We start from the raw sequence: 24,926 nt of genomic DNA, 5'->3' as shown, positions 1-24,926 counted from the left end.
TTTGGATTTCCGTACGCCGTCTCCATGCTTTCGAAACTGACCCGCTGGTTCGATCAGCGCCGCCGCGACCGCGCGCTGCGCAGCCATCCGATTCCCGATGCACTGTGGCAGCAGACCGTCGAGCGGCTGCCGTTCCTCGCCGCGCTGCCGCCGGGCGACGTCGACCGGCTGCGCGAGCTGACCAGCCTGTTCATCGCGAAGAAGTCGTTTTCGACCGCGCACGGGCTCGAGCTGACCGACGCGATGGTCGTGGCGATCGCCACGCAGGCGTGCCTGCCGGTGCTGAATCTCGACCTGTCGCTGTACGACGGCTGGGTCGGCGTCGTCGTGTATCCGGGCGAGTTCGTGATCCGCAAGACCGTGCAGGACGAGGACGGTGTCGTGCACGAAGTCGAGCAGGACGCGAGCGGCGAAGCATGGGAAGGCGGCCCGGTGATCCTGTCGTGGGAAGACGCGCAGATGACCGATGGCCGCGACGCGTACAACGTCGTGATCCACGAGTTCGCGCACAAGATCGACATGGTCAACGGCGCGGCCGACGGATATCCGCCCCTCTTTCGCCGCTGGCATGCGCCGCACCTCGATGCGCAGGCATGGGCCGACGTGTTCGAACACGCGTACGACCAGTTCTGCGCACGGGTCGATGCAGTGCCGGACCGTGCGTGGGCGCGCTTCGAGCGCGACTCGCTGATCGATCCCTATGCGGCCGATCACCCGTCGGAATTCTTCGCGGTGTGCAGCGAAGCGCTGTTCGTGCGACCGCGCGCGTTCGAGTCCGAATTTCCGGAGCTCTACCGGCTGCTTGCCCGCTATTACCGGCAGGATCCGGCCGGCACCGGCGCGCTCGACGCACGTTGAAAAATATTCGTCAACCGTCTGATTTTCTGGCATAATCGCCGTTTTTCGACCTTAGGCAAGTGGCTCGCGCCGGGCTTGACGTCGGCTGATCCGCGCAAATTGCGCGATCCGGCACGGCAAGCGGCGGGTTGGCTACCGCTCTCACCAAGGAAAGACCATGAAAGAAGGCATCCACCCGAACTACCGCGAAGTCGTCTTCCAAGACATGTCGAACGGCTTCAAGTTCATCACGCGCTCGACGATCCAGACGCGTGAAACCATCGACCACGAAGGCAAGACCTACCCGCTCGCCAAGATCGAAGTGTCGTCGGAATCGCACTCGTTCTACACGGGTCAGCAAAAGATCATGGACACGGCAGGCCGTGTCGAGAAGTTCAAGAACAAGTTCGGCGCACGCGCCAACGGCAAGGCTGCAGCGAAGTAAGCTTTGCACCGATCCGGTGGTTGCAACGCACCGGTACCGCACGAAAGGGCAGCCCAGGCTGCCCTTTTTTGTCTCCGCTCGCCGGAAAGCCGGCGGCCGGCAACGGGCAATCGTCTGACGCGCATCGTCCGGCGCGTCTACAATGCCGGATGCTCGAAATCGGCGCGAGCGCGCACGATTGCGCCGGCCGCCCGCTCATAACAAATCGCTCATCTGCATGAAGCCTGTCGTTCGTCTGACCGCCTCCGCCACGCGCGCGCTGCCGCGCTGGCTGCTGCTCACGCTGTGCCTCGTCTATGCGGCGTTCGGCCTGTTCGGCCGCGACCCGTGGAAGAACGAAGACGCGGCGGGCTTCGGCGTGATGTGGACGATGGCCACCGGCCAGTGGCACGACTGGCTGCTGCCGAACCTCGTCGGCAAGTTCATTACGACGGACGGCCCGCTCGGCTACTGGCTCGGCGCGCTGTCGATCCGCGCGCTGGCGCCATGGGTAGACGCGAGCAACGCATCGCGCGTCGACACGGGCGTGCTGTTCTGCATCGCGTGCGCGTTCGTCTGGTACGCCGCCTACCTGCTCGGCCGGCGCGCCGAAGTCCAGCCATTCAAGTACGCATTCGGCGGCGAGCCCGAGCCGCGCGACTACGGCCGCACGCTCGCCGACGGCGCGCTGCTGATCCTCGTCGCCTGCTTCGGACTCGCGGAACGCGGCCACGAAACGACGCCGCAGCTCGCGCAGTTCGCATGGATCGCGATGCTCGTGTACGGCATCGTGCGCGGCATCGACAAACCGATGCAGGGCGCGCTGTGGTGGGGTGTCGCGATCGGCCTCGTCGCGCTGTCCGGCAACCCCGTGCTCGTCGTCGCGCTGCTCGCCGGCACGGCCGCGCTGTGGCTCGTCACGCCAGAGATGCGCAACCTGCGCCTGCCGATGATCGGCGTGCCGCTCGCGGCCGCCATCTTCGCGCTGTGGCCGCTCGCCGCGCTCAACGCAGCGCCTGACGATGCCGCATGGTTCTTCAACCAGTGGATCCACGGCAGCCTAATGCGCTTCTCGGGCCCGCCGACCGAAGTGCTCGGTTATGCGGCGAAGAACCTGCCGCTCTTCACGTGGCCCGCGTGGCCGCTCGCGATCTGGGCGTGGTGGAGCTGGACCGGCATGCGCCGCCGCGCGCACATCGCGATTCCGCTGTCGGTCGTGGTGCCGCTCGTCGCCCTCGTGATCCTGCAGAGCCAGCAGTCGAACCGCATGTACATGCTGCTGCTGCCGCCGCTCGCGGTACTCGCGACCTTCGCGCTGCCGACCCTCAAGCGCGGCGCGATCAATGCGATCGACTGGTTCGCTGTACTCAGCTTCACGATTCTCGGCTCCTTCGTCTGGCTCGTGTGGCTCGCGTCGCTCACCGGCTTCCCGCATCCGCTCGCGCGTAACCTCGCGCGTCTCGTGCCCGGCTACGAACCGCATTTCAAGATCCTGTCGTTCGTCTGCGCGGTGATCGTCACCGTCTGCTGGTTCATGCTGGTGCGCTGGCGCATCTCGCGCCAGCCGAAGGTGCTGTGGCGCAGCGTCGTGCTGTCGGGTGCGGGCACCACGCTGATGTGGGTGCTGCTGATGACGCTGTGGCTGCCGATCGTCAACTACGGCCGGACCTACAGCGACGTCGCGCAACAGATCGCGTCGCACCTGCCGAACGATTACGAGTGCATCTCGCCGGTGCGGCTCGGCGACGCGCAGATCGCGACCTTTGCGTACTTCGGCGACATGCACTTCGAATTTTCTGGCGACTGCGACGTGATCCTGCGCCAGGACCGCTCGGACTTCGGCGAACCGAGCGCGATGTCGGAATACGTGTGGCGTCTCGTGTGGGAAGGCCGCCGCGTCGCCGACCGCGACGAGCGCTTCCGCCTGTACGAGCGGATCGAACGGCCGAAGACGCCGGTCAAGCGGCGCGGCGCGCGCCACCGGGTGGTCGATTGACGATGTTCGCCGACATCCGCCGGATCGTCGGCCTCGCATGGCCGGTGCTCGTCGGCCAGCTCGCGATCATCGCGTTCGGCGTGATCGACACGGCCATGGTCGGCCGCTACTCGGCCGTCGACCTGGCCGCGCTCGGGCTCGGTTCGTCGATCTACGTGTCCGTCTACATCGGCATGACTGGCATCCTGTCCGCGCTGCAGCCGATCACCGGGCAACTGTATGGCGCGCGGCGCCATGCGGAAATCGGCGAGGAAGTCCGCCAGGCGCTGTGGCTCGCGCTGATGCTCGCGGTACCCGGCTTCCTGCTGCTGCATTTTCCCGAACCGCTGCTGCATATCGCACACGCGCCGCCGGCGCTGCACGACCGCACCGTCGATTACCTGCGCATCCTGTCGTACGGCCTGCCGGCCAGCCTTGTATTCCGGATCTACAACGCGCTGACCAATGCGGCCGGCAAGCCGCGGCTCGCGATGATCCTGCAGATCGGCGCGCTGCTGCTCAAGTTTCCGCTCAACGTGTGGTTCATCTTCGGCGGCTACGGCGTGCCGGCGCTCGGCGGCCCTGGCTGCGGACTCGCGAGCACGCTGATCAACTGGGCGCTCGCGCTGATCGGCTTGACGCTGCTCGCAAAGCTCGACGTGTTCGCGTCGCTGTCGATCTTCTCGCGCTTTTGCTGGCCCGTGTGGGAGCGCCAGAAGGCGATCCTGAAGCTCGGCGTGCCGATGGGCCTGTCGTACCTGATCGAAGTCACGTCGTACACGTGCATGGCGCTCTTCATCGCGCAGTTCGGCACGACGACGCTCGCCGGCCACCAGATCGCCGGCAACATCGGCGCGGTGCTGTACATGACGCCGCTGTCGATCGGCGTGGCGGCGTCGACGCTCGTCGCGCGCGCGCTCGGCGCAGGCCACCCGGACGAAGCACGACTGCTCGGACGGCACAGCGTGATGCTCGCGTGCGGAATCGCAGCCGCATACGGCGTGCTCGTGTTCACGCTGCGTCCGCTGATCGTCGGCGGCTACACGCCGAATCCGCTGTCGCAGCCGCTGCGCTGCTGCCGTCGCGATCGAAGGTCACCTGTTATCACTTCTTCGACGTGGCTGCAGATCACGTCCGCATTTGTGCCGCGTGCGTACAAGGTCGCGGTCGTGCCGACCGTGATCTACGCGGTCGCTGTGGGGCGTCGGGCTCGGCGGCGGCTACGTGCTCGGCTTCGACGTCGGCGGCATCGCCCCCGCGTGGCTGACTGGCGCGCGCGGCTTCTGGTTCGCCAACACGATCAGCCTGATGCTGGCGGGCGCGGGGCTCGCGCTGTACCTGCGCCGCGTGAGCCGAGCCCACCTGCCCGCGCGCACCTGATGCGCCGCCGGCTGCCTACGCATCCTCCAGTACGTCGGCCGCGTGATACGACGAGCGCACGAGCGGGCCGGCGACCACCTCCCTGAAACCGAGCGCAAGCCCCTCGTCGCGCCACGCGGCGAACGCGTCCGGGCTCACGTAGCGCCGCACCGGCAGATGGTGCGCGGACGGGGCGAGATACTGGCCGAGCGTCAGCACGTCGACCTCATGCGCACGCAACTCGCGCAGCGTGTCCCTCACCTCGTCGTCTCGCTCGCCGAGCCCGAGCATCAATCCCGATTTCGTCACGAGCGTCGGCCGCGCCCCCTTCGCCTGCGCGAGCAGTTCGAGCGAGCCGCGATAGTCGGCGCCCGGTCGCGCCGCACGATACAACGACGGCACCGTCTCGATGTTGTGATTGAACACGTCCGGCCACGCCACCGACAACGCGTCGAGCGCACGGGCGACGCGACCGCGAAAGTCGGGCGTCAGCACCTCGACGCCGATACCCGGCACGCTCGCGCGCACCGCCGCGATGCAGGCGGCGAAATGCGCGGCACCGCCGTCGCGCAGGTCGTCGCGGTCGACCGACGTGATCACGACATAGCGCAGCCCAAGCGCCGCGACCGCATCGGCGAGCCGCGCGGGCTCGTCCGGGTCGAGCGGCTCGGGACGGCCGTGCGCGACGTCGCAGAACGGACAGCGCCGCGTACACAGCCCGCCCATGATCATGAAGGTCGCCGTACGCTGCGCGAAGCATTCGCCGATGTTCGGGCACATCGCCTCCTCGCAGACGGAATGCAGCCGGTGATCGCGCAGCACGGCCGCCATGTCGGCGACCGCCCCGCTCATCATCGGCCGCGCCCGCAGCCACGGCGGCTTCGGCAGCGCCGCGCCGGCCGCGGGCTCGACGCGCACCGGAATGCGCGCGAGCTTGTCGCGGCTCCTCGCGCCCGGCTGGCCGAGCGCAGTGAAGCTGGGTCGTTCAAGCGCGGCGGCCATCGTCAGTCTCCGAGAAATGCGACGATCAGGCGGTTCACCTCGGCAGCCGCCTCCATCTGCACCATGTGGCCGCTGCCGGCGATCACCTCGGCACGCACGCCGTCCGGCAAGCCCTGCGCATGTTGCGCGGGAATCACCTGATCGCGCTCGCCCCAGATCACGAGCGTGCGCGGTGCGAGCGACGCGACGCGGTCGCGAAACACGCGACGCTGTACGGCACCGTCGAACGCGGCGTTCGCGATCTTCTCGAGTGCGGCCTGCACGCCCTCGAGCCGCTTGTACTTGACGAGATCCTCGACCAGTTGCCGCGTGACGAGTGCGTTGTCCGCGAACAGCGCGCCGAGATGCGGCTTCAGCGTGTTGCGACTGTTGCCGGCGACGAACCCGTCGATGTAGCCGCGGTTGATCTCGGAACCGAGCCCGGCGCTCGCGATCAGCGTCAGCGACGCGACGCGCTGCGGCGCACGCTCGGCCGCCGCCATCGCGATCGCGCCGCCCATCGAGTGGCCGATCAGGTGCGCGCGCTCGATGTGCTGCGCGTCGAGCAGCGCAAGCACCGCGTCAGCCAGTTCGTCGAGGCTGCCCGTATCGACGGCCTTGCCCGATTCGCCGTGGCCCGGCAAATCGAGCGCCCATACGGGCCGGTGCGCGGCGAGCTCCGCATGGTTGAACAGCCAGTTGTTCAGGTCGCCGCCGAAGCCGTGGATCAGCACGGCGGGCGTGCCCGTGCCGTCACCCAGCTTCAGGAAACGCACCGTGCGCCCGCCGATCTGCGCCTTCTCGGGCTGCGGGCCGGCCGCTTCGTCGGACGCCGCACTCGGCACGAAGTCGCGCTGGAATTCGGCGATCGCCGCATCGATGTCCGCATCGCTCGCCTCGGCGGCGGCGACCACGCCGAGCAGCGCACCGACCGGCAGCGTCTCGCCTTCCTGCGCAACCTGTCGACGCAGCGTGCCGTCGAACGCGCACTCGACGCCCGACGAGATCTTGTCGGTCTCGACATCGAGCACTTCGTCGCCCTTCGTCACGCGCTCGCCGAGCGCCTTCAGCCAGCCGTTGACCTGCCCCTGCTCCATCGACAGCCCCCACTTGGGCATCGTGATCATGTGAATCGACATCGTGTCAGCTCCTCGTCTTCAGTACCGCCTGCGCGATCGCATCGGCGGACGGGATGTACAGATCTTCCAACACGCCGGCGAACGGCGCGGGCGTATGCGGCGCGGTCACGAGCTCGATCGGTGCCTTCAGCGAATGGAATGCGCGCCGTGCGACGAGCGCGGCGATGTCGGTCGCGATCGAGCAGCGCGGATTCGCTTCGTCGACGACCACCACGCGTCCGGTACGCTCCGCGCTTTCGAGGATCGTGTCCTCGTCGAGCGGCGAGGTCGTGCGCAAATCGATCACGTCGACCTGGATGCCGTCCTTCGCGAGCTTCGCGGCCGCGTCGGTCGCGAGATGCACCATCCGGCCGTAGGTGACGATGGTCGCGTCGTCGCCGTCGCGCACGACGTTCGCCTCGCCGAACGGAATCGCATAGGATTCCTCGGGCACGTCGCCTTCGCGCGTATAGAGCAGCTTGTGTTCGAGGAAAATCACGGGATCGTTGTCGCGGATCGCCTGGATCAGCAGCCCCTTCGCGTCGTACGGCGTCGCCGGACACACGACCTTCAGCCCCGGGATGTGGGTAAACAGCGACGTGAGCATCTGCGAGTGCTGCGCGGCCGCGCGCAGGCCGGCGCCGTACATCGCGCGGATCACGACCGGCGTCACCGCCTTGCCGCCGAACATGTAGCGGAATTTCGCGGCCTGGTTGAAGATCTGGTCGAAGCACACGCCCATGAAATCGATGAACATCAGTTCCGCAACGGGCCGCATCCCGCACGCGGCCGCGCCAACCGCCGCGCCGATGTAGCCGCCTTCGGACAGCGGCGTATCGAGCACGCGGCCCGGAAACTTGTGGAACAGCCCCTTCGTCACGCCGAGCACGCCGCCCCACGCGTCGTCCTCGCCCGGCGCGCCCGCGCCGCCCGCATTGTCCTCGCCCATCACGATCACGCTGTCGTCGCGCGCCATTTCCTGCGCGAGCGCCTCGTTGATCGCCTGCGAATAAGTGATCTTCCTTGCCATGTCTGTCTCCTGGAATGTTCGGTTCGCCGTACCGGCTGCTGGGTCAGGTCGCGCTCACGGGTATGACACGTACACGTCGGCCAGCAGATCGGCGGCGTCGGGCAGCGGCGCGGCCTTCGCCTGCGCGACCGCGTCGTCGATCAGCGCCTTCACCTGCGCGTCGACCGCGCGCAGCTCGTCGGTCGTCAGCGCTTCGGCACGCACGACGCGCGTCTCGAAATGCTTCAGGCAGTCCTTCTCGTCGCGCAGTTTCTGCACTTCGCCCGGCGCGCGATAGGTCTGCGCATCGCCTTCGAAGTGGCCGAAATAACGCGTGAACTTCACCTCGACGAGCGTCGGGCCGCCGCCGTTGCGCGCGCGCGCGACCGCTTCGCCGAGCGCTTCGTGCACCGCGAAGAAGTCGAAGCCGTCGACGATCACGCCGGGCATTCCGAAGCCGTTCGCGCGATCGGCGATGTTGTCGGTCGCGACCGACCAGCTTGACGACGTCGCTTCCGCATAGCCGTTGTTTTCGGCCACGAAGATCGCCGGCAGCCGCCACACCGACGCGAGGTTCATCGATTCGAAAATCACGCCCTGGTTCGACGCGCCGTCGCCAAAGAAGCACACGCCGACGCCGCCCGTCTTCTTGTGCTTGGCCGCGAGCGCCGCGCCGCACACGAGCGGGCCGCCCGCGCCGACGATCCCGTTCGCGCCGAGCATCCCCATCGCCAGGTCGGCGATGTGCATCGAGCCGCCCTTGCCGTGGCAGACGCCCGTCTTCTTGCCGTAGATCTCGGCCATCATCCCGTGCACGTCGACGCCTTTCGCAATGCAATGGCCATGGCCGCGGTGCGTGGTGGCGACGTAGTCCTCAAGGCCGAGGTGCAGCATCGTGCCGACCGCGGATGCTTCCTCGCCCGCGTACAGGTGCACGAAGCCGGGAATTTCGCCGGTTGCGAACTCGACGTGCAGGCGCTCCTCGAATTCGCGGATCGTGCGCATCAGCCGGTAGGCGTCCAGCAGCTTGTCCCTGCTGAGCTGTGTCGAAACGGTCATGTGTGTCTCCTGGGTAGGTCTGACTGCGAATGCCGCCGCGGCAACGCCCCGGCGACGGATTGCACGGCCTGCGGCCGTCAGTGGAACGTGAAACCGCCGTCGACGTTCACGGCCTGGCCGGTCACGTTGTCCATCGTCGCGAAGAACAGCGCGAGCCGGCCCATATCCTCGGGGGTCTGCGCACGGCCCTGCGGAATCAGCGTGAGCTGGTGCCGCTGCCACGACTCCTCGACCGACTCGCCGTCGGTCTTCCATTCGTCGGACAGCCGGTCCCACATGTAGGTACGCACGATGCCCGGACAGATCGCGTTGACGGTCACGCCGTCGCGCGCGAGCTCCTTCGCGAGCGCGTTCGTGAAGCCGACCACCGCGAATTTCGACGCGCTGTAGTGGGCGAGATTCGGAAACCCTTCCTTGCCGGCAATCGACGCGACGTTGATGATCCGGCCGCTGCGCTGCGCCTTCAGATGCGGGAGCGCCGCGCGGCAACCGAGAAACGTGCCCTTCGCATTCACGTCCATCACGAAATCCCAGTCGCGTTCGGTCAACGCCTCGACCGGATGAATGCTGATCACGCCCGCGCAATTCACGAGGATGTCGAGCCGGCCGAGTTCGGCGAGCGCCTGCGCGACCATCGCGTCGACCTGCGCGGCCTGCGTGACGTCGACCTTCGCGACCGCCGCGCGCCGGCCGAGCGCACGCACCTCGCGGGCGGTTGCGTCGAGTGCGTCGTCGAGCAGATCCGCGAGCAGGATGTCGGCACCCGCACCTGCAAGCGTCAGCGCAATGCCGCGGCCGATGCCGCGCGCGGCGCCGGTGACGATAACGACCTGTCCTTCGAGAACGGCTGTCATGGCGATGTCTCCTTGTCGATTGACTGGAATGGAAGCGATGCGTCGTCGAAAAAACTGGGGGGTCAGTTGCGCCACGCGCCGGCGTCGCGCAGCAACAGCCGCGACGACGCGTAACGCAGCGTGCGGCCGACGTCGACCGTCAGTGGCCCCCGCCAGTCGAGCGCGATCTCGTAGCGATCGCCGCGCGCAACCTCGATCTCGCGTTCGCCGTCGAACGCGAGCGTGCCGTGCTCGAACGGGATCGTCTGCCACGCGCCCGGTTCGAGCCGCTCGCAACTGCGCATCACGACGCGATCGACTCGGCCCGGCGCGATCGGTGCGACGAGCAGCGTGCCGGCCGTCTTGCCGTCGGCCGCGAAACGCATCGCGAGTCCGTGCGGCGCGCTGCGCTCGAGCGGCGCCCACGCGCCGCCGAGCGCCGACAGCCCGATGCCGTCCGGTTCCGCGAAAGTCAGGTAAAGCGTGTCGATGTCGTCGGGGCCCGAGATCGCCCGTGCGCCAGTGAAGCGCTGGCGCGCCGCGCATACGTCGACGAGCGCGATCTCCTCGCGTCCCGCGTTCGAACCGGCCGTGCAGCGCACGACGAGCCGCTTGTTGCGCATGAACGCGACGTCGGCCGGCACGGCGCCGGTCGCGGCAAGCCCGGCCGCGACGCCTGCGACCGTCGCCTCGCGATGCTCGGGAAACGCGTTGTTGGTGCCGGTGGACAGCGCAACGAGCGGCGTCGCGCCGCAATGCGCGGCGACCGCGCGATGAGTGCCGTCGCCCCCGAGCACGACGATCAGCGCGACTTCCATCCGGTGCATGTAGGCAGCGCCGGCCTGCGTGTCGGCGACCGTATCGGAGATCGGCAGGTCGACGAATTCGACGTCGGGCCAGCGCTCCTGGGGTGCGACCGCACGATGCGTATCGAGCGCACGCATCAGCAGCGTCGCGATGCCCGTCTTGTCACGCAATGTCAGTACGCGCTCGACGCCCATCGCGCCGAGGCCGGCGAGCAGGCGCACGACCATGTTGGCCTTTTCCGCCGTCGGGAACACGGATGCATGCGTCGTCAGACGGCGAATGTCGCGCCCCGATGCGGGGTTCGCGATCACGCCGACGGTCACGGGCGTCGTCACGGGCTTGTCTCCATCCAGTGGGCCGGCGCTCGCGCATTGGCTCGCGCGCCGGCCCTGCATGTGTCGTCCGCCGTCATCGAGAGCGGCGGATCGTCGTCGCCGACGCGACTGCGCCGGACTTGCCGTGATATCTGCAAGCAGCGTGCCACCGTGTGTGCAACGACCGGGAAACCCGCGTGCGGACTGGCTCGGCGGCGATACACGGGCTCGACATGGGCCGCCAAGACGCGCGTACGCGTCGCGAAACGGCGCGTGCGTCTCACCGCGTCGATCTCGCGGCGCGCATGTTTCGGCAGCGTGGCTCGCACGCCGACCTATCCGGCAAGCCGCGCGGATCGCGGCACGGCGCGCGCCACCGCGATCCGGGCGCCAATCGCGCACGGCTCGCCCTTGGGTCTCAGCCCCGCGAGACCCGTTGAGATGCCGGTGAGACGAACGTCTCATGCGTCGCGCATGCTGCGATGCAATGTGATCCGCCGAAGCGGATGTGCTACAAGAACAGCGAATTCCCCGCCGTCCGGAACCGGAGCCGACCATGCCCTATGCCGTCCCCCAGGCCCAGCACGCCGACCGTGTGCTCGGCGCGCTCGCCGGGCGCCTGCCCGCGCCGGCCGACTCCTCGCGCCTCGTGTCGTCGTGGCAACGCTCGCTCGAGCGCTATGCGCTCGACCCGGCTTCGTCGATCGGCCCGCGCGTGCTGACCGCAGCCGAGCTGCGCGAGGTGCGCGACAAGGAGGAAGCGTTCCTGCGCGCGTCGGGGCAATGTCTGACGCGCCTGCACGACATGATTCGCGTTGCCGACTATTGCGTGATGCTGACCGACGCGCACGGCGTGACGATCGATTACCGGATCGACCGCGAACGCCGCAACGACTTCCGTCATGCGGGCCTGCACATCGGCTCGTGCTGGTCGGAAAGCGAGGAAGGCACGTGCGGCGTCGCGAGCGTGCTGACCGATCTCGCGCCGATCACCGTGCACAAGACCGATCACTTTCGCGCGGCATTCACCACCCTCACCTGTAGCGCGGCCCCGATCTTCTCGCCGGGCGGCGAACTGATCGGCGTGCTCGATGCGTCGGCCGTCCAGTCGCCGGACAACCGCGACAGCCAGCGCCTCGTGTACCAGCTCGTGCGGCAAAGCGCCGGACTGATCGAGGACGGCTATTTCGTACACAGCACCGCGCAGCACTGGATATTGTTCGGGCATCCGAATCGTCACTACGTCGAGGCGCAGCCCGAATGGCTGATCGCGTTCGACGACTGCGGCAATATCGTCGCCGCGAACCGCCAGGCGCGCGACGCATTGCCGGCGCTGTGCGAACCGCGCCACATCGACGAGATCTTCGACGCGACAGAGATGCCGCTGCGCGATGCCGCACGGCTCGACACGATCGTCGCGCTGAGGCTGCGCGCGACCGGCGCCCCGCTCCATGCGCGGCTGCGCGCGCCGCTACGACGCGCCGGACGCGAAACCGGCACGGCACGGGCCGCCCCGGCATCTCGCCGCCCCGGCACCGCGCAGCGCAACGTCGGTGCGCTCACCCCGTTCCTGCACAGCAGCGACGCGCGCATCGCGCAGCAGGCCGAACTCGCGCTGCGCGTCGCGAGCAAGCGGCTGCCGATTCTCGTACTCGGCGAAACCGGCGCGGGCAAGGAAGTGTTCGCCCGCGCGATCCACGACGCAGGTGCGCGACGCGCACGGCCGTTCGTCGCGGTCAACTGCGGCGCGCTGCCCGACGCGCTGATCGAAAGCGAGCTGTTCGGCTATGCGGCCGGCGCGTTTACCGGCGCGCGCAAGCACGGCGCACGCGGCAAGATCGTGCTCGCCGACGGCGGCACGCTGTTTCTCGACGAAATCGGCGACATGCCGCTCGCGCTGCAGACGCGCCTGTTGCGCGTGCTCGCCGACGGCGAAGTCGTGCCGCTCGGCAGCGACACGCCCGTGCGCGTCGATCTGGACGTGATCTGCGCGACGCACCGCGATCTCGCACAGATGGTGGCCGGCGGCTCGTTCCGCGAGGATCTGTATTACCGGCTGAGCGGCGCGACCTTCGAGCTACCGCCGCTGCGCGAGCGCGCCGACGTGGGCGACGTGATCGCCACGGTGTTCGCGGAAGAAGCGCAGGCGACCGGCCACGTGCTCACGCTCGACCCGGCGCTCGCCGAGCAGCTCGCCGCGTACCCGTGGCCCGGCAACGTGCGGCAACTGCGCAACGTGCTGCGCTATGCGTGCGCGGTGTGCGACACCGCACGCGTGACGCGGCGCGACCTGCCGGCCGATCTCGCCGCGCAGTTCGGCGCCGGCCCGGCCGGCGCGCTGCCGGACGACGAGCGCGGCCGCATCGTCGCGGCACTCACCGCGCATCGCTGGCGCCCCGATGCAGCGGCCCAGGCGCTCGGCATTTCGCGTGCGACGCTGTACCGGCGAATCGCGAAGCACCGGATCGTCGCGCCGCACCGCATCTGACACACGCGGCGCGCGGCGCATCACGCCGCACGCGCAACCGCTTCCGTCGTGCCGTTGTCCGTGGCGAGCGCTTCATCGCGCCGGGCAAATACCTCGTGCGCGGCAAACAGCGCATTCAGCGCGGCCGGAAATCCCGCGTAGACGGCCATCTGCATGAACACCTCGACGATCTCGTCGCGTGTGCAGCCGACGTTCAACGCCGCCTCGACGTGCACCTTGAGTTGCGGCTGTGCGTTGCCGAGCGCGGCCAGCGCGGCGATCGTCGCGATCTCGCGCGATTTGAGGTCGAGCTGCGGCCGGCTATAGATGTCGCCGAAACCGAATTCGACGAGCAGACGCCCGAAATCTGGCGCGATCGGCGCGAGTGCCGCGATCACGCGTTCGCCCACTTCACCGTCGATTTCCTTCAGTTTGTTCCAGCCGCGCGCATAGCGATCGTCAACGAGTCGTTCCATGATGTCCGTCCTGCTCCGATAGTGAATGGGATGTGTTCGCCCGTCGTTCCGTCTCGCGCTCCTGCGTCTCGTAGTACGCGATCTTGTCGCCGATCGCGTCGAGGCTCGCCTGCAGTTCCTCGATATGCGCGCGCACCACATCGCGATGCGCGGCCAGCAACCGTCGGCGCGCCCCGAACGTCGACTCGCCTTGCGCACGCAATGCCGCGAACTGCTGCATCTGCACGATCGGCATGCCGGTCGCTTTCAGCCGCATCACGAAGGCGAGCCAGTCGAGATCGGCCGGCGCATAAAGCCGGTGCCCGGCCGCCGTGCGCGAAATCGCGCGCAGCAGCCCGGCCTGCTCGTAGTACCGCAACGTGTGCGTCGACACGCCCGTCAATGCGGCGACTTGCCCGATCGTCAGCGGGCCGGCAGGGGAAGGAGTGGATACGGTGATCGACATGGCACGCTCAAGGTTAGGAGTTAGAGTTCACTCTAAGTCAAGCGTTGCCGAACGGCCAGCGCGTCAATTTGCGGCCGTCGCTTCCGACACCCACCGTCAGACATCGGCGGACACCGTAAAACATGGTCAAAATCGCGGCCCGGCAGCGCGTTCCGTCTTTACAGCGACGCAAGCCTTCAGCAAGATTCGGACAGCTTGTCTTAAAAAGGGCACGCATTTGTCCTATGCTTAACGGCGACGCTCGGACCGGCGTCGCCCCGCCGTCCGTTACAACGGCCATTCATCCGTCGGAACCTGGGAGCCTTTGCCATGCTGAAAAAGCTGCTGATGCTGTTCGTCGCGCTGTCGCTGTCGCTCGCCGCCGGTCTTGCCGCGGCCGTCGAAGTCAACACGGCCGACCAGGCCGCGCTCGAATCGGTGAAGGGTCTCGGGCCCGTGAAGTCGAAGGCCATCATCGACGAACGCACCAAGAACGGCCCGTTCAAGGATGCGGACGATCTCGCGAATCGCGTGAAGGGCCTCGGCACGAAGTCGGTCGGGCATCTCGAGGAAAACGGCCTGACGATCGGCGGCTCGTCGACGCCGCCCAAGGGCGTGAAGCTGTCGAAGCCGGCCGCGACGACGTCGGCCACCACCACCACCACGCCGGCAGGCACCGCGACGGCCGGCACGGCAGCGCCGGCCGCAAGCACGCCGGAAGCGGCGGGCAAGCCGGCCAAGAGCAAGCGTGCATCGAAGAAGGAAAAGGCGGCCGCAGCCGCGGCGGCATCCGCCGACGCGGGCGCGAGCGCGCCGGCCGCAGCGTCGTCCACGAAGGCGACGAAGGGTTCGAAGAAGAAGAGCAAGAAGGACAAGGCAGCCTCCGCCGCCGCGGCGTCGGGTGCCTGATGCGCGCCGCGCGCGCGACGGCGTGCGCGCGGCATTCGTTCAACGGGCGCCGTCGTTACGGCGCCCTTTTCAGTGAAGGTAAAGAACCATGGGTCTCCTCGACATCGTTGGTGGTCTGATCGGCGGCCAGGCCGGCGGCAACTCGCAAAGCGCGCTCATCACGACCGCGCTCGAATTCATCAACAACCAGCCGGGCGGCCTGAACGGGCTGATCGAGAAGTTCAAGGCCGGCGGCGCCGGCGACGTGATCGGCTCGTGGGTCGGCAACGGCGAAAACCAGCCGATCTCGGCGGACACGCTGCAGAACGTGCTCGGCTCGGACGCCGTCGGCGCGCTCGCGAGCAAGGTGGGCATCGATCCGTCGCAGGCATCGTCGATCCTCGCGCAGGTGCTGCCGCACGTCGTGAACCACGCGACGCCGAACGGTGAAGTGCCGGCCGACGGCCAGGTCGACACGTCGAACGTGCTCGGCGCACTATCGCAGCTCTCCGGCATGTTCGGCGGCAACAAGCAGGCCTGAGCGCACGGCATCCGGCAGCCGCTTCATCCGTTTCGGCCGCTCCATATGCAAACACCCCGCCTGAGCGGGGTGTTTGTTTTTGCGCGCCCGGTGCGAACCGGGCGGGCGGCCTGACGGTCGATCAGTGCACGACCCGGTCGAACACGAACGTGCCGTCGTTGACGTCGACCGGGATCACGTCCTTCGGACCGAAGCGGCCCGCGAGGATCAGCTTCGCGACCGGGTTCTCGATCTCCTGCTGGATCGCGCGCTTCAGCGGCCGCGCGCCGAACAGCGGATCGTAGCCGACCTTGCCGATCTGTTCGAGCGCCGCCGGTGACACGTCGAGCGCCATGTCGAGCTTCGCGAGCCGGTCGTGCAGGCGTGCGAGCTGGATCTTCGCGATCGACTCGATGTTGCTGCGGTCGAGCGCATGGAACACGACGACGTCGTCGATCCGGTTCAGGAATTCCGGGCGGAAGTGCTGCTTCACCTCAAGCCACACCGCGTCCTTGATCTCTTCCTGCGGCGAACCCGTCATCGCCTGGATCACCTGCGAGCCGAGGTTCGACGTCATCACGATCACCGTGTTCTTGAAATCGACCGTGCGCCCCTGCCCGTCGGTCATGCGACCGTCGTCGAGCACCTGCAGCAGCACGTTGAACACGTCCGGATGCGCCTTCTCGATCTCGTCGAGCAGGATCACGCTGTACGGCTTGCGGCGCACGGCTTCGGTCAGGTAGCCGCCTTCCTCGTAACCGACATAGCCCGGCGGCGCGCCGATCAGTCGCGCGACGCTGTGCTTCTCCATGAACTCGCTCATGTCGATGCGGATCAAGTGCTCCTCGGAATCGAACAGGAACGACGCCAGCGCCTTGCACAGCTCGGTCTTGCCGACGCCCGTCGGGCCGAGGAACAGGAACGAGCCGTACGGGCGGTTCGGATCGGCGAGACCCGCGCGCGAACGACGGATCGCATCGGCGACTGCGCTGATCGCCTCATCCTGGCCGACCACGCGCTCGTGCAGCTTTTCCTCGATGTGCAGCAGCTTCTCGCGTTCGCCCTGCATCATCCGCGACACCGGAATCCCGGTTGAGCGCGACACGACTTCCGCGATTTCTTCCGCACCGACCTGCGTGCGCAGCAGCCGCGGACGCGTCGGGTTGTGCTGCTCCTGCTCTTCCGCCTGCGTGACCTGCTTCAGTTGCGATTCGAGTTGCGGCAGCTTGCCGTACTGCAGTTCGGCGACCTTCTCCAGCTTGCCGTCACGCTGCAGACGCGCGATGTCGGCGCGCACCTTCTCGATCTCTTCCTTGAGCTGCGCGCTGCCCTGTACCGCGGCCTTCTCGGCGGTCCAGATCTCCTCGAGGTCCGCATACTCGCGGCCGAGGCGATCGATCTCCTCCTCGATCAGTTGCAGGCGCTTCTGCGACGCTTCGTCCTGCTCCTTCTTCACGGCTTCGCGCTCGATCTTCAGCTGGATCAGCCGGCGGTCGAGCTTGTCCATCTCTTCGGGCTTCGAATCGATTTCCATCTTGATCTTCGATGCAGCCTCGTCGATCAGGTCGATCGCCTTGTCGGGCAGGAAGCGGTCCGTGATGTAGCGGTGCGACAGTTCGGCCGCGGCGACGATCGCCGGGTCGGTGATGTCGACGCCGTGGTGCAGTTCGTACTTCTCCTGCAGCCCGCGCAGGATCGCGATCGTCGCCTCGACGCTCGGCTCGTCGACCAGCACCTTCTGGAAGCGACGCTCGAGCGCAGCGTCCTTCTCGATGTACTTCCGGTATTCGTCGAGCGTGGTGGCGCCGATGCAGTGCAGCTCGCCGCGCGACAGCGCAGGCTTGAGCATGTTGCCCGCATCCATCGCGCCTTCGGCCTTGCCGGCACCGACCATCGTATGGATCTCGTCGATGAACACGATCGTCCGGCCTTCGTCCTTCGCGATGTCGTTGAGCACCGCCTTCAGGCGCTCCTCGAACTCACCGCGATACTTCGCGCCCGCGAGCAGCGCGGCCATGTCGAGCGACAGCACGCGCTTGCCCTTCAGCGTCTCGGGCACTTCGCCGTTGACGATCCGCTGCGCGAGCCCTTCGACGATCGCGGTCTTGCCAACGCCCGGCTCGCCGATCAGCACCGGGTTGTTCTTGGTACGACGCTGCAGGATCTGGATCGAGCGACGGATTTCGTCGTCGCGGCCGATCACCGGATCGAGCTTGCCTGCACGAGCGCGCTCGGTCAGGTCGACCGTGTACTTCTTCAGCGCCTCGCGCTGGCTTTCGGCATCCTGGCTGTGCACCTGCGAGCCGCCGCGTACCGCCGCGATCGCGGCTTCGAGCGCCTTGCGCGTGAGGCCGTGCTGGCGTGCGAGCTTGCCGGCTTCGCCCTTGTCGTCGGACACGGCGAGCAGGAACATCTCGCTCGCGATGAACGTGTCATTGAGCTTCTGCGCTTCCTTGTCGGCCTGGTTCAGCAGCCCGGCCAACTCACGACCGATCTGGATGTCGCCGCCCGTGCCCGTGACTTGCGGCAGGCGCGAAATCGCCTCGTTCAGCGCGCCTTGCAGCGCCTGCACGTGAACACCCGCGCGCGACATCAGCGAGCGGGCGGAGCCGTCCTGCTGCGCGACGAGTGCCGCCAGTACGTGAACGGGTTCGATGTATTGATTGTCGCGGCCTGCCGCAAGGCTTTGCGCGTCCGCGAGTGCTTCCTGGAACTTGGTGGTGAGCTTGTCGATTCTCATTTTGTCGAGACCTCCAATTTTCGATTAACACCAAGATGAGGATGGTTATGCGGGTTTCAAGCGAAATTCGGGTTGATTCAGCGCAAAAATCGATGGGCGGCGCCACAGCGGCCTGCCGGCCGGCTGCAGCCGGGTGACGGGGTGCGGCGCGCGCGTCAGCCGGCCTTCGACGGCGACCCGGCGGACGCAGGCGCGTCGGGCGCCGACGTCTCGGCACGCACGAGCGCGATCGGCCGAATGCCGAGCAGCGCAACGAGCGGCGACGCAGGCGCGGCCAGTTCGCCGACGGTATGACCATCGAGTTCGGCAAAAAATGCATCGCGCGCGGCCGCCAGCACGCCCTTCAGGCGGCACTGCGGCTCGATCACGCAGCCGCGCGACTCGGTAGCGTCTGCGGAGAAGCAGCCGACCAGCGCGAAATCGCTCTCGGTCGCGCGCACGACCTGACCGACCGTCAGCGCCAGCGATTCGGGGAAGAGCCGCAACCCGCCGTTGCGACCGCGAACCGTGTCGACCCAGCCGAGCTCGCCGAGCTGCTGCACCACTTTCATCAGATGGTTCTTCGAGATGCCGTAGGCGTCCGAGATCTCCTGGATCGTCGCGAGCCCCTCGCCGCGCACCGCAAGGTACAGCATTACGCGCAGCGAATAGTCGGTGTAGTCGGTGAGTCTCATGAGCGAATACGGAAAATTATCGATCGTGCCCCGATTTTGCGCCCCCGCTCACCGGGAACGCGCGCCGGACGGGCTTTTGACTGCCGCCTGGCGAGTCCGGGTTGCCCGGACGGCCTGCACGCAATAAGATGCATGTGGTCCGCACATTTCTCAGACCTTGGTGGACGCTATTTTGCGTCAAAATCCTGTCGGCGTCCTGCGCATCGACCGCACCTGCGTCATGTCGACGCGTCGCCGGCGCCAGCCAATGCCCCGATTTTCCCCGGCCTTTCTTGTCATGACTGCCTTGCCCGCCTCGCCCGATACCGCACCGGCCCGCCCCCGCGACGCCGAACCGACCGAAGACAACATCCGCGACCTCGTCCACGCGTTCTACGATCGCGTCCGCGTCGACCCGCTGCTCGGGCCCGTATTCGACGCGAAGCTGAACGGCCGCTGGGACGATCATCTGTCGAAGATGGTCAGCTTCTGGTCGAGCCTCGTGCTCGGCACCAAGGGCTATCGCGGCAACGTGCAGCAGGCGCACCAGCCGCTCGACGGGATCGAACCCGCGCACTTCAGCCGCTGGCTGTCGCTGTTCCTGAAGACCGTCGAGGCACGCTACACGCCGCCCGCGGCGATCCGCTTCATGGAACCCGCGCTGCGGATCGCACAAAGCCTGCAGTTGAGCCGCTTCGGCTGGGATTATCAGATTCCGCCCGAGCAGCAGGCGCTGCTCGATGCGATCGCGCCGCGCCGCCGCGACGACGACGACGCGCATGCGCTGCCGTCACGCGCCCGCGGCGAGCCGTTTCCGACGAAGATCATCGGGCGCGGCACCGATCCGGACGCGTAACGCGGCAAGCCGGCGCCTGCGGCACATCGCCGCAACGAGGACGACGCGCTCAACGCGGCGTGTTGCCCGAGTCGACGCCCCAACGCGCCAGCGCGGCGTCGTCGGTACTGCGGGCATCGACCCAGCGCTCGCCGTCCGGCGTCGTTTCCTTCTTCCAGAACGGCGCCTCGGTCTTCAGATAGTCCATCACGAACTCGCACGACGCGAACGCATCGCCGCGATGCGATGCAACCGTCGCGACCATCACGATCTGGTCGAGCGGCAACAGCCTGCCGACACGGTGCACGATCGCGACCTCGATGCCGGGCCAGCGCCGGCCGGCCTCGGCGGCGATCTTCTCGAGCGCCTTCTCGGTCATCCCCGGATAGTGTTCGAGTTCCATCGCGGCGACCGAGTCGCCTTCGTTCAGGTCGCGCACCGTGCCGACAAAACACGCGACCGCCCCGATCTTCGGGTTGCGCGTACGCAGCGCCGCCACTTCGGCGTTCAGGTCGAAATCGTCGGTCTGGACTCGTACCGTAGCCATGACAAGCCCCTCAGCCGCCCGTCACCGGCGGAAAGAACGCAACCTCGCAGCCGTCGGTGAGGCGCGTATCGGGGTCGGTCATCTCGTGGTTGCACGCCATGCGCAACGCACGCCCTTCGGCGAGCGTCTCGGCCCACGCGCCGCCGCGCAGGCGCAGCCACGCGCGCACGTCGCCGACGGTCGTCACGCCGTCCGGCACGTCGGCCTGTTCGTCGGACACGCCCAGCGCCTCGCGCACGCTTGCAAAGAATTTCAGTTGAATCTTCATGGATCGGGAAGCCGTCGCGTTACGACAGCAGTTCGGAAAACGGAATGAAACGCACGGTCTCGCCGGCGCTGATCGCGTGCTGCGGCGGATTGTCGATCAGGCCGTCGCCCCAGACCGTCGACGTCAGCACCGCCGAGCTCTGGTTGGGGAACATGTCGAGGCCGCCGGCCGCATTGACGCGCGCGCGCAGGAATTCGTTGCGCCGGTCGCCCTTGCTTTGCGAGAAGTCCGCGCGCAGCGACAGCGCGCGCGGCGCGACGTCGCGCACGCCGGACAGGCGCAGCAGGAACGGCCGCACGAACAACAGGAACGTGACGAAGCTCGACACCGGATTGCCGGGCAGCCCGATGAAGTGCGCATCGGGCCGATCGTCGCCGCGGCGCACCGCGCCGAACGCGAGCGGCTTGCCGGGCTTCATCGCGATCTGCCACAGTGCGAGCCGCCCTTCGGCCTCGACGGCCGGCTTCACGTGATCCTCGTCGCCGACCGATACGCCGCCACTCGTCAGGATCACGTCATGATCGCGCGCGGCTTCGCGCAGCGTATCGCGCGTCGCCGCGAGCGAGTCGGGCACGATCCCGTAGTCGGTCACGTGGCAGCCGAGCCGCTCCAGCAGCCCGCGCAGCGTGAAGCGGTTCGAGTTGTAGATCGCACCGGGCTTCAGCGGCTCGCCGGGCATCGTCAGTTCATCGCCGGTGAAGAACACCGCGACGCGGATCCGCCGCGCGACCGACAACTGCGCGCAGCCGACCGATGCGGCCAGACCGAGCGCCTGCGGCGTAAGGCGCGTGCCGGCCGGCAGGATCACCGAACCCTGGCGGATGTCCGCGCCCTGCGCCGTGATCCATTCTCCGGCTTTCGGCGTGTGCAGGATCTCGACCGCGTCGCCGTCGGCCGATGTTTGCTCCTGCATCACGACCGCGTCGGCGCCCGGCGGCACCGTCGCGCCGGTGAAGATCCGCGCGGCCGTGCCCGCGGCGAGCGGCGCGGCCGGATGGCCGGCCGGGATCCGTTGCGACACGGGCAGGCGCCGCTCGCCGTGCAGCAGGTCGGCGACGCGCACCGCATAGCCATCCATCGCGCTCGTATGCATCGGCGGCACGTCGAGCGACGAACTCACATCGACCGCCAGCACGCGGCCGAGCGCATCGAGCGTCGCGACGGTTTCGGCGCCGGGCAGCGGTTTCGCGGCATCGAGCAGTGCGGCGAGCGCTTCGGCGGTCGACAGCATCGGCGCGCGCGGCGCCGCGGAATTCGGGTTCGACATCGATGGAATCGGGGATCGTTGGAGTCAATACGCCATTGTAGCGACGCCATCACGCGCGCGCGCGATATGGCCGACATGCGAAAACTGTGATCGGCGCGAATGTGCGGGGTTGATACTTGTTTCATGGTGCCCCGGGCAGGCGGCACCCGCACGGGCCCGTGCCGATGCTTCGGCCGCCGCGCCGCAAAGCAGAACGGCCGGAACCCCGATCCGTTCGACGAATCGGCATTCCGGCCGCCCTGCCTGCACGCCGGGCTCGCGCCCGGCGGCACATCATGCGCCCGTATGAGCGGCGATGAAGTCCTTCACCTGCTGCGCGTCGGCCTTCACGACCTCGAAACGCTGCGGCAGCGCCTCGAGCCCGTCGAATGCGGCCGGCCGCTCGGCTTCGCGATCGAGCGCTTCGCGGATCGTCTCGCCGAACTTGATCGGCTGCGCAGTCTCGAGCACGACCATCGGCACGCCCGCGTCGAGATGCTCGCGCGCGACCTTCACGCCGTCGGCGGTGTGCGTATCGATCATCGTGTCGTAGCGCGAGAACACATCGCGGATCGTCGCGATGCGGTCCGTATGACTGCTGCTGCCCGACACGAAACCGAATTCGGCCACGCGCGAGAAATCGCCGCTCGCGGCGAGATCGAAGCCGCCCTTCTCCTCGACGTCGCGGAACAGCTGCATCACGCGCGCCGGATCGCGGCCGAGCAGGTCGAACACGAAGCGCTCGAAGTTCGACGCTTTCGAGATGTCCATGCTCGGGCTGCTCGTGTGGTACGTGTTTTCGGCGCTGCGCACGCGATACGCACCGGTGCGGAAGAATTCGTCGAGCACGTCGTTCTCGTTGGTCGCGACCACGAGCTTAGCGATCGGCAGCCCCATCATCCGCGCGATGTGGCCCGCGCACACGTTGCCGAAGTTGCCCGACGGTACCGTGAACGACACGCGCTCGTCGTTGGACTGCGTCGCCGCGAAATAGCCCTTGAAGTAGTACACGACCTGCGCGACGACGCGTGCCCAGTTGATCGAGTTGACCGTGCCGATCTTCTGCTGCGCCTTGAACGCATGATCGTTCGACACAGCCTTCACGATGTCCTGGCAGTCGTCGAACACACCTTCGACCGCTAGGTTGAAGATGTTCGGATCCTGCAGGCTGAACATCTGCGCCGTCTGGAACGCGCTCATCTTCTTGTGCGGCGACAGCATGAACACGCGCACGCCGGCCTTGCCGCGCATCGCGTATTCGGCCGCGCTGCCCGTGTCGCCCGACGTCGCGCCGAGAATGTTCAGCGCTTCGCCGTGCTTCGCGAGCGTGTACTCGAACAGGTTGCCGAGCAACTGCATCGCCATGTCCTTGAACGCCAGCGTCGGGCCGTTCGACAGTTCGAGCAGCGACAGCGTCGCGCCGTTCTCGATGCCGAGCGTTTTCAGCGGCGTGATGTCGGACGCGTTCTCGCCGTGGCGCGTGTTGCTGTATACGGCAGCCGTGTACGTGCGGCGCGTGATCGCGCGCAGGTCGTCGGCCGGCACGTCGTCGCAGAACTTCGACAGGATCTCGAACGCGAGATCCGCGTACGACAGCGTGCGCCAGCGCACGAGCTCGTCGGCGCAAACCTGCGGGTACTCGGACGGCAGGTAGAGCCCGCCGTCCTTCGCGAGACCGCCGAGCAGGATGTCGGAGAACGTATGGCGCTCGCCGATGCCGGCGCCGCGCGTGGAGATGTAGTTCATGTCGTTCCTGGTCCTCAGTTCAGCGCTTCCATGCGCAGCTTCGTCACCTTCGAGACGACCGTCGAGAGGCTTTCGATCTGCGCGATCGCCGCATTGACGTGCTTCTCGATCGTTTCGTGCGTGATCAGGATGATGTCGGTTTCGCCGTTGGCGTCGTCGACCTGCTCCGATTCCTTCTGCAGCAGCGCATCGATCGAGATGCCCGCCGCGGCAAGGATGCGCGTGATGTCGGCGAGCACGCCCGTCTGGTCCGCCACGCGCAGGCGCAGGTAGTAGCCGCTCGTCACCTCGTCGATCGGCAGAATCGGCGTGCTGGACAGGCTGTCCGGCTGGAACGCGAGGTGCGGCACGCGATGCTCGGGGTCGGCCGTGTGCAGGCGCGTGACGTCGACGAGATCCGCGACGACCGCCGATGCGGTCGGTTCCGCGCCCGCGCCCTTGCCGTAGTACAGCGTCGTGCCGACCGCGTCGCCGTGCACGACGACCGCGTTCATCGCGCCTTCGACGTTCGCGAGCAGGCGCTTCTCGGGGATCAGCGTCGGGTGCACGCGCAGTTCGATGCCGTGTTCGGCGCGGCGCGCGATGCCGAGCAGCTTGATCCGGTAGCCGAGCTCTTCCGCGTAGCGAATGTCGGTCGCATCGAGCTTGCTGATGCCTTCGACGTACGCGCGGTCGAACTGGACCGGCACGCCGAACGCGATCGCGCTCATGATCGTCGCCTTGTGCGCGGCGTCGACGCCTTCGATGTCGAAGGTCGGATCGGCTTCCGCGTAGCCGAGCTCCTGCGCGGCCTTCAGTGCGGTCGCGAAGTCGAGGCCGCGGTCGCGCATTTCCGACAGGATGTAGTTCGTCGTGCCGTTGATGATGCCCGCGATGTACTGGATGCGGTTCGCGGTCAGGCCTTCGCGCAGCGCCTTGATGATCGGGATGCCGCCGGCGACGGCCGCCTCGAACGCGACCATCACGCCCTTCTCGCGCGCGGCCTCGAAGATCTCGGTGCCGTGCACCGCGAGCAACGCCTTGTTCGCCGTCACGACGTGCTTGCCGTTCGCGATCGCGCGCAGTACGAGCTCGCGTGCGATGCCCGTGCCGCCGATCATCTCGGCGATGATCGAGATCGACGGATCGTCGACGACCGCGTTGAAATCGTCGGTGATCTGCGCGGCAGCGGCGTCACCGCCGAGCGCAGCCTGCGCCTTGGCCGGGTTGCGCACCGCAATGCGCGCCACCTCGATGCCGCGTCCCGCGCGTCGCTTGATTTCTTCCTGGTTGCGGCGCAGCACCGTGAAGGTGCCGCTGCCTACGGTGCCGAAGCCCAACAGGCCAACTTTGATCGGTTCCATGCTGCGTGTGATCGATGAGTGAGATTAGGGAATGAGGGAATGCCGTGTGATCCTGTC

At 67.5% G+C, this 24,926-nt stretch carries 22 protein-coding genes and 1 pseudogene; 8 read left to right on the top strand and 15 right to left on the bottom strand.

Annotated elements, in window-relative coordinates:
* The first annotated feature begins 24 nt into the window (after positions 1-24).
* The 4 genes and pseudogenes from J7024_RS00810 (at position 25) to J7024_RS00795 (ending at position 4,616) form a co-directional block, all read left to right on the top strand.
* Positions 25-858, top strand: a complete 834-nt coding sequence (locus J7024_RS00810; protein WP_124828546.1) for a zinc-dependent peptidase — start codon at positions 25-27, stop codon at positions 856-858.
* A 157-nt stretch (positions 859-1,015) separates the two neighbouring features.
* Positions 1,016-1,282 carry a type B 50S ribosomal protein L31 gene (locus J7024_RS00805; protein ID WP_124828545.1) on the top strand — a complete coding sequence of 89 codons (267 nt, stop codon included), beginning with the start codon at positions 1,016-1,018 and terminating at the stop codon, positions 1,280-1,282.
* Between the two features lie 142 nt (positions 1,283-1,424).
* Positions 1,425-3,257, top strand: a complete 1,833-nt coding sequence (locus J7024_RS00800; RefSeq protein ID WP_124828543.1) for an ArnT family glycosyltransferase — start codon at positions 1,425-1,427, stop codon at positions 3,255-3,257.
* Between the two features lie 2 nt (positions 3,258-3,259).
* Positions 3,260-4,616, top strand: a pseudogene (locus J7024_RS00795) (MATE family efflux transporter).
* A gap of 15 nt (positions 4,617-4,631) precedes the next feature.
* Here J7024_RS00795 and lipA read toward each other — a convergent pair.
* The 6 genes from lipA to J7024_RS00765 form a co-directional block, all read right to left on the bottom strand.
* Positions 4,632-5,597 carry a lipoyl synthase gene (gene lipA / locus J7024_RS00790; protein ID WP_124828541.1) on the bottom strand — a complete coding sequence of 322 codons (966 nt, stop codon included), beginning with the start codon at positions 5,595-5,597 and terminating at the stop codon, positions 4,632-4,634.
* A gap of 2 nt (positions 5,598-5,599) precedes the next feature.
* Positions 5,600-6,715 carry an acetoin dehydrogenase dihydrolipoyllysine-residue acetyltransferase subunit gene (locus J7024_RS00785; RefSeq protein WP_124828540.1) on the bottom strand — a complete coding sequence of 372 codons (1,116 nt, stop codon included), beginning with the start codon at positions 6,713-6,715 and terminating at the stop codon, positions 5,600-5,602.
* Positions 6,716-6,719: 4 nt separating this feature from the next.
* Entirely contained in the window at positions 6,720-7,724 is a 1,005-nt protein-coding gene (locus J7024_RS00780) for an alpha-ketoacid dehydrogenase subunit beta (RefSeq protein ID WP_124828539.1), read from the bottom strand.
* A 54-nt stretch (positions 7,725-7,778) separates the two neighbouring features.
* A complete protein-coding gene (locus tag J7024_RS00775) occupies positions 7,779-8,762 on the bottom strand; it encodes a thiamine pyrophosphate-dependent dehydrogenase E1 component subunit alpha (protein WP_098556211.1) in 984 nt (327 codons plus the stop codon).
* A gap of 77 nt (positions 8,763-8,839) precedes the next feature.
* Positions 8,840-9,616, bottom strand: coding sequence for an SDR family NAD(P)-dependent oxidoreductase (locus tag J7024_RS00770; protein WP_124828538.1), 777 nt, complete (start codon positions 9,614-9,616; stop codon positions 8,840-8,842).
* 62 nt (positions 9,617-9,678) lie between these two features.
* Positions 9,679-10,737 carry an ATP-NAD kinase family protein gene (locus J7024_RS00765; protein ID WP_124828537.1) on the bottom strand — a complete coding sequence of 353 codons (1,059 nt, stop codon included), beginning with the start codon at positions 10,735-10,737 and terminating at the stop codon, positions 9,679-9,681.
* A 535-nt stretch (positions 10,738-11,272) separates the two neighbouring features.
* Here J7024_RS00765 and J7024_RS00760 point away from each other — a divergent pair.
* Positions 11,273-13,204: a sigma-54-dependent Fis family transcriptional regulator gene (locus tag J7024_RS00760; RefSeq protein WP_124828536.1), complete on the top strand. Its 1,932-nt coding sequence runs from the start codon at positions 11,273-11,275 to the stop codon at positions 13,202-13,204.
* 20 nt (positions 13,205-13,224) lie between these two features.
* On the opposite strand, the gene J7024_RS00755 is transcribed toward J7024_RS00760, so the two are convergent.
* The gene (locus J7024_RS00755) at positions 13,225-13,659 is read right to left on the bottom strand and encodes a carboxymuconolactone decarboxylase family protein (RefSeq protein WP_175787213.1); all 435 of its coding nucleotides are present in this window, start codon (positions 13,657-13,659) and stop codon (positions 13,225-13,227) included.
* The gene (locus tag J7024_RS00750; RefSeq protein WP_124828535.1) at positions 13,643-14,104 is read right to left on the bottom strand and encodes a MerR family transcriptional regulator; all 462 of its coding nucleotides are present in this window, start codon (positions 14,102-14,104) and stop codon (positions 13,643-13,645) included. The genes J7024_RS00755 and J7024_RS00750 overlap by 17 nt, the downstream gene beginning before the upstream one ends.
* A gap of 309 nt (positions 14,105-14,413) precedes the next feature.
* Here J7024_RS00750 and J7024_RS00745 point away from each other — a divergent pair, with 309 nt between their 5' ends.
* Both J7024_RS00745 and J7024_RS00740 read left to right on the top strand, forming a co-directional pair.
* Positions 14,414-14,992, top strand: a complete 579-nt coding sequence (locus J7024_RS00745) for a ComEA family DNA-binding protein (protein ID WP_234744713.1) — start codon at positions 14,414-14,416, stop codon at positions 14,990-14,992.
* Between the two features lie 88 nt (positions 14,993-15,080).
* Positions 15,081-15,512 (top strand): YidB family protein, encoded by a 432-nt coding sequence (locus J7024_RS00740; protein WP_124828533.1) that lies wholly within the window; start codon positions 15,081-15,083, stop codon positions 15,510-15,512.
* Between the two features lie 121 nt (positions 15,513-15,633).
* Here the strand turns inward: J7024_RS00740 and clpB are convergent, their stop codons facing one another.
* Positions 15,634-18,231 (bottom strand): ATP-dependent chaperone ClpB, encoded by a 2,598-nt coding sequence (gene clpB / locus J7024_RS00735; protein ID WP_124828532.1) that lies wholly within the window; start codon positions 18,229-18,231, stop codon positions 15,634-15,636.
* A gap of 155 nt (positions 18,232-18,386) precedes the next feature.
* Entirely contained in the window at positions 18,387-18,905 is a 519-nt protein-coding gene (locus J7024_RS00730; protein ID WP_124828531.1) for an Rrf2 family transcriptional regulator, read from the bottom strand.
* A gap of 277 nt (positions 18,906-19,182) precedes the next feature.
* Between J7024_RS00730 and J7024_RS00725 the strand changes: the two genes are divergently transcribed.
* Positions 19,183-19,740, top strand: a complete 558-nt coding sequence (locus tag J7024_RS00725; protein WP_234744712.1) for a group III truncated hemoglobin — start codon at positions 19,183-19,185, stop codon at positions 19,738-19,740.
* Positions 19,741-19,789: 49 nt separating this feature from the next.
* Here the strand turns inward: J7024_RS00725 and J7024_RS00720 are convergent, their stop codons facing one another.
* The 5 genes from J7024_RS00720 to J7024_RS00700 form a co-directional block, all read right to left on the bottom strand.
* Positions 19,790-20,266, bottom strand: coding sequence for a molybdenum cofactor biosynthesis protein MoaE (locus tag J7024_RS00720; protein WP_175751235.1), 477 nt, complete (start codon positions 20,264-20,266; stop codon positions 19,790-19,792).
* Positions 20,267-20,276: 10 nt separating this feature from the next.
* The gene (moaD, locus tag J7024_RS00715; protein ID WP_006758354.1) at positions 20,277-20,534 is read right to left on the bottom strand and encodes a molybdopterin converting factor subunit 1; all 258 of its coding nucleotides are present in this window, start codon (positions 20,532-20,534) and stop codon (positions 20,277-20,279) included.
* Between the two features lie 19 nt (positions 20,535-20,553).
* The gene (locus J7024_RS00710; protein WP_124828528.1) at positions 20,554-21,801 is read right to left on the bottom strand and encodes a molybdopterin molybdotransferase MoeA; all 1,248 of its coding nucleotides are present in this window, start codon (positions 21,799-21,801) and stop codon (positions 20,554-20,556) included.
* Between the two features lie 273 nt (positions 21,802-22,074).
* Positions 22,075-23,526, bottom strand: coding sequence for a threonine synthase (gene thrC / locus J7024_RS00705; protein WP_124828527.1), 1,452 nt, complete (start codon positions 23,524-23,526; stop codon positions 22,075-22,077).
* Positions 23,527-23,540: 14 nt separating this feature from the next.
* Positions 23,541-24,869, bottom strand: a complete 1,329-nt coding sequence (locus J7024_RS00700; protein WP_124828526.1) for a homoserine dehydrogenase — start codon at positions 24,867-24,869, stop codon at positions 23,541-23,543.
* Positions 24,870-24,926 lie beyond the last annotated feature (57 nt).

It is taken from the genome of Burkholderia sp. WTPI3 (assembly GCF_021483755.1).
Lineage (GTDB): Bacteria > Pseudomonadota > Gammaproteobacteria > Burkholderiales > Burkholderiaceae > Burkholderia.
Note: the sequence above shows the minus strand (reverse complement) of the source record. Positions and strands in the feature narration are given on the sequence as shown.

What these genes read in the sequence shown, in the direction of transcription:
- J7024_RS00810 (WP_124828546.1), top strand. Translation starts at nt 25, where the DNA reads ATGCTTTCGAAACTGACCCGCTGGTTCGATCAGCGCCGCCGCGACCGC.
- J7024_RS00805 (WP_124828545.1), top strand. Translation starts at nt 1,016, where the DNA reads ATGAAAGAAGGCATCCACCCGAACTACCGCGAAGTCGTCTTCCAAGAC.
- J7024_RS00800 (WP_124828543.1), top strand. Translation starts at nt 1,425, where the DNA reads ATGCCGGATGCTCGAAATCGGCGCGAGCGCGCACGATTGCGCCGGCCG.
- lipA (WP_124828541.1), bottom strand. Translation starts at nt 5,597, where the DNA reads ATGGCCGCCGCGCTTGAACGACCCAGCTTCACTGCGCTCGGCCAGCCG.
- J7024_RS00785 (WP_124828540.1), bottom strand. Translation starts at nt 6,715, where the DNA reads ATGTCGATTCACATGATCACGATGCCCAAGTGGGGGCTGTCGATGGAG.
- J7024_RS00780 (WP_124828539.1), bottom strand. Translation starts at nt 7,724, where the DNA reads ATGGCAAGGAAGATCACTTATTCGCAGGCGATCAACGAGGCGCTCGCG.
- J7024_RS00775 (WP_098556211.1), bottom strand. Translation starts at nt 8,762, where the DNA reads ATGACCGTTTCGACACAGCTCAGCAGGGACAAGCTGCTGGACGCCTAC.
- J7024_RS00770 (WP_124828538.1), bottom strand. Translation starts at nt 9,616, where the DNA reads ATGACAGCCGTTCTCGAAGGACAGGTCGTTATCGTCACCGGCGCCGCG.
- J7024_RS00760 (WP_124828536.1), top strand. Translation starts at nt 11,273, where the DNA reads ATGCCCTATGCCGTCCCCCAGGCCCAGCACGCCGACCGTGTGCTCGGC.
- J7024_RS00755 (WP_175787213.1), bottom strand. Translation starts at nt 13,659, where the DNA reads ATGGAACGACTCGTTGACGATCGCTATGCGCGCGGCTGGAACAAACTG.
- J7024_RS00750 (WP_124828535.1), bottom strand. Translation starts at nt 14,104, where the DNA reads ATGTCGATCACCGTATCCACTCCTTCCCCTGCCGGCCCGCTGACGATC.
- J7024_RS00745 (WP_234744713.1), top strand. Translation starts at nt 14,414, where the DNA reads ATGCTGAAAAAGCTGCTGATGCTGTTCGTCGCGCTGTCGCTGTCGCTC.
- J7024_RS00740 (WP_124828533.1), top strand. Translation starts at nt 15,081, where the DNA reads ATGGGTCTCCTCGACATCGTTGGTGGTCTGATCGGCGGCCAGGCCGGC.
- clpB (WP_124828532.1), bottom strand. Translation starts at nt 18,231, where the DNA reads ATGAGAATCGACAAGCTCACCACCAAGTTCCAGGAAGCACTCGCGGAC.
- J7024_RS00730 (WP_124828531.1), bottom strand. Translation starts at nt 18,905, where the DNA reads ATGAGACTCACCGACTACACCGACTATTCGCTGCGCGTAATGCTGTAC.
- J7024_RS00725 (WP_234744712.1), top strand. Translation starts at nt 19,183, where the DNA reads ATGACTGCCTTGCCCGCCTCGCCCGATACCGCACCGGCCCGCCCCCGC.
- J7024_RS00720 (WP_175751235.1), bottom strand. Translation starts at nt 20,266, where the DNA reads ATGGCTACGGTACGAGTCCAGACCGACGATTTCGACCTGAACGCCGAA.
- moaD (WP_006758354.1), bottom strand. Translation starts at nt 20,534, where the DNA reads ATGAAGATTCAACTGAAATTCTTTGCAAGCGTGCGCGAGGCGCTGGGC.
- J7024_RS00710 (WP_124828528.1), bottom strand. Translation starts at nt 21,801, where the DNA reads ATGTCGAACCCGAATTCCGCGGCGCCGCGCGCGCCGATGCTGTCGACC.
- thrC (WP_124828527.1), bottom strand. Translation starts at nt 23,526, where the DNA reads ATGAACTACATCTCCACGCGCGGCGCCGGCATCGGCGAGCGCCATACG.
- J7024_RS00700 (WP_124828526.1), bottom strand. Translation starts at nt 24,869, where the DNA reads ATGGAACCGATCAAAGTTGGCCTGTTGGGCTTCGGCACCGTAGGCAGC.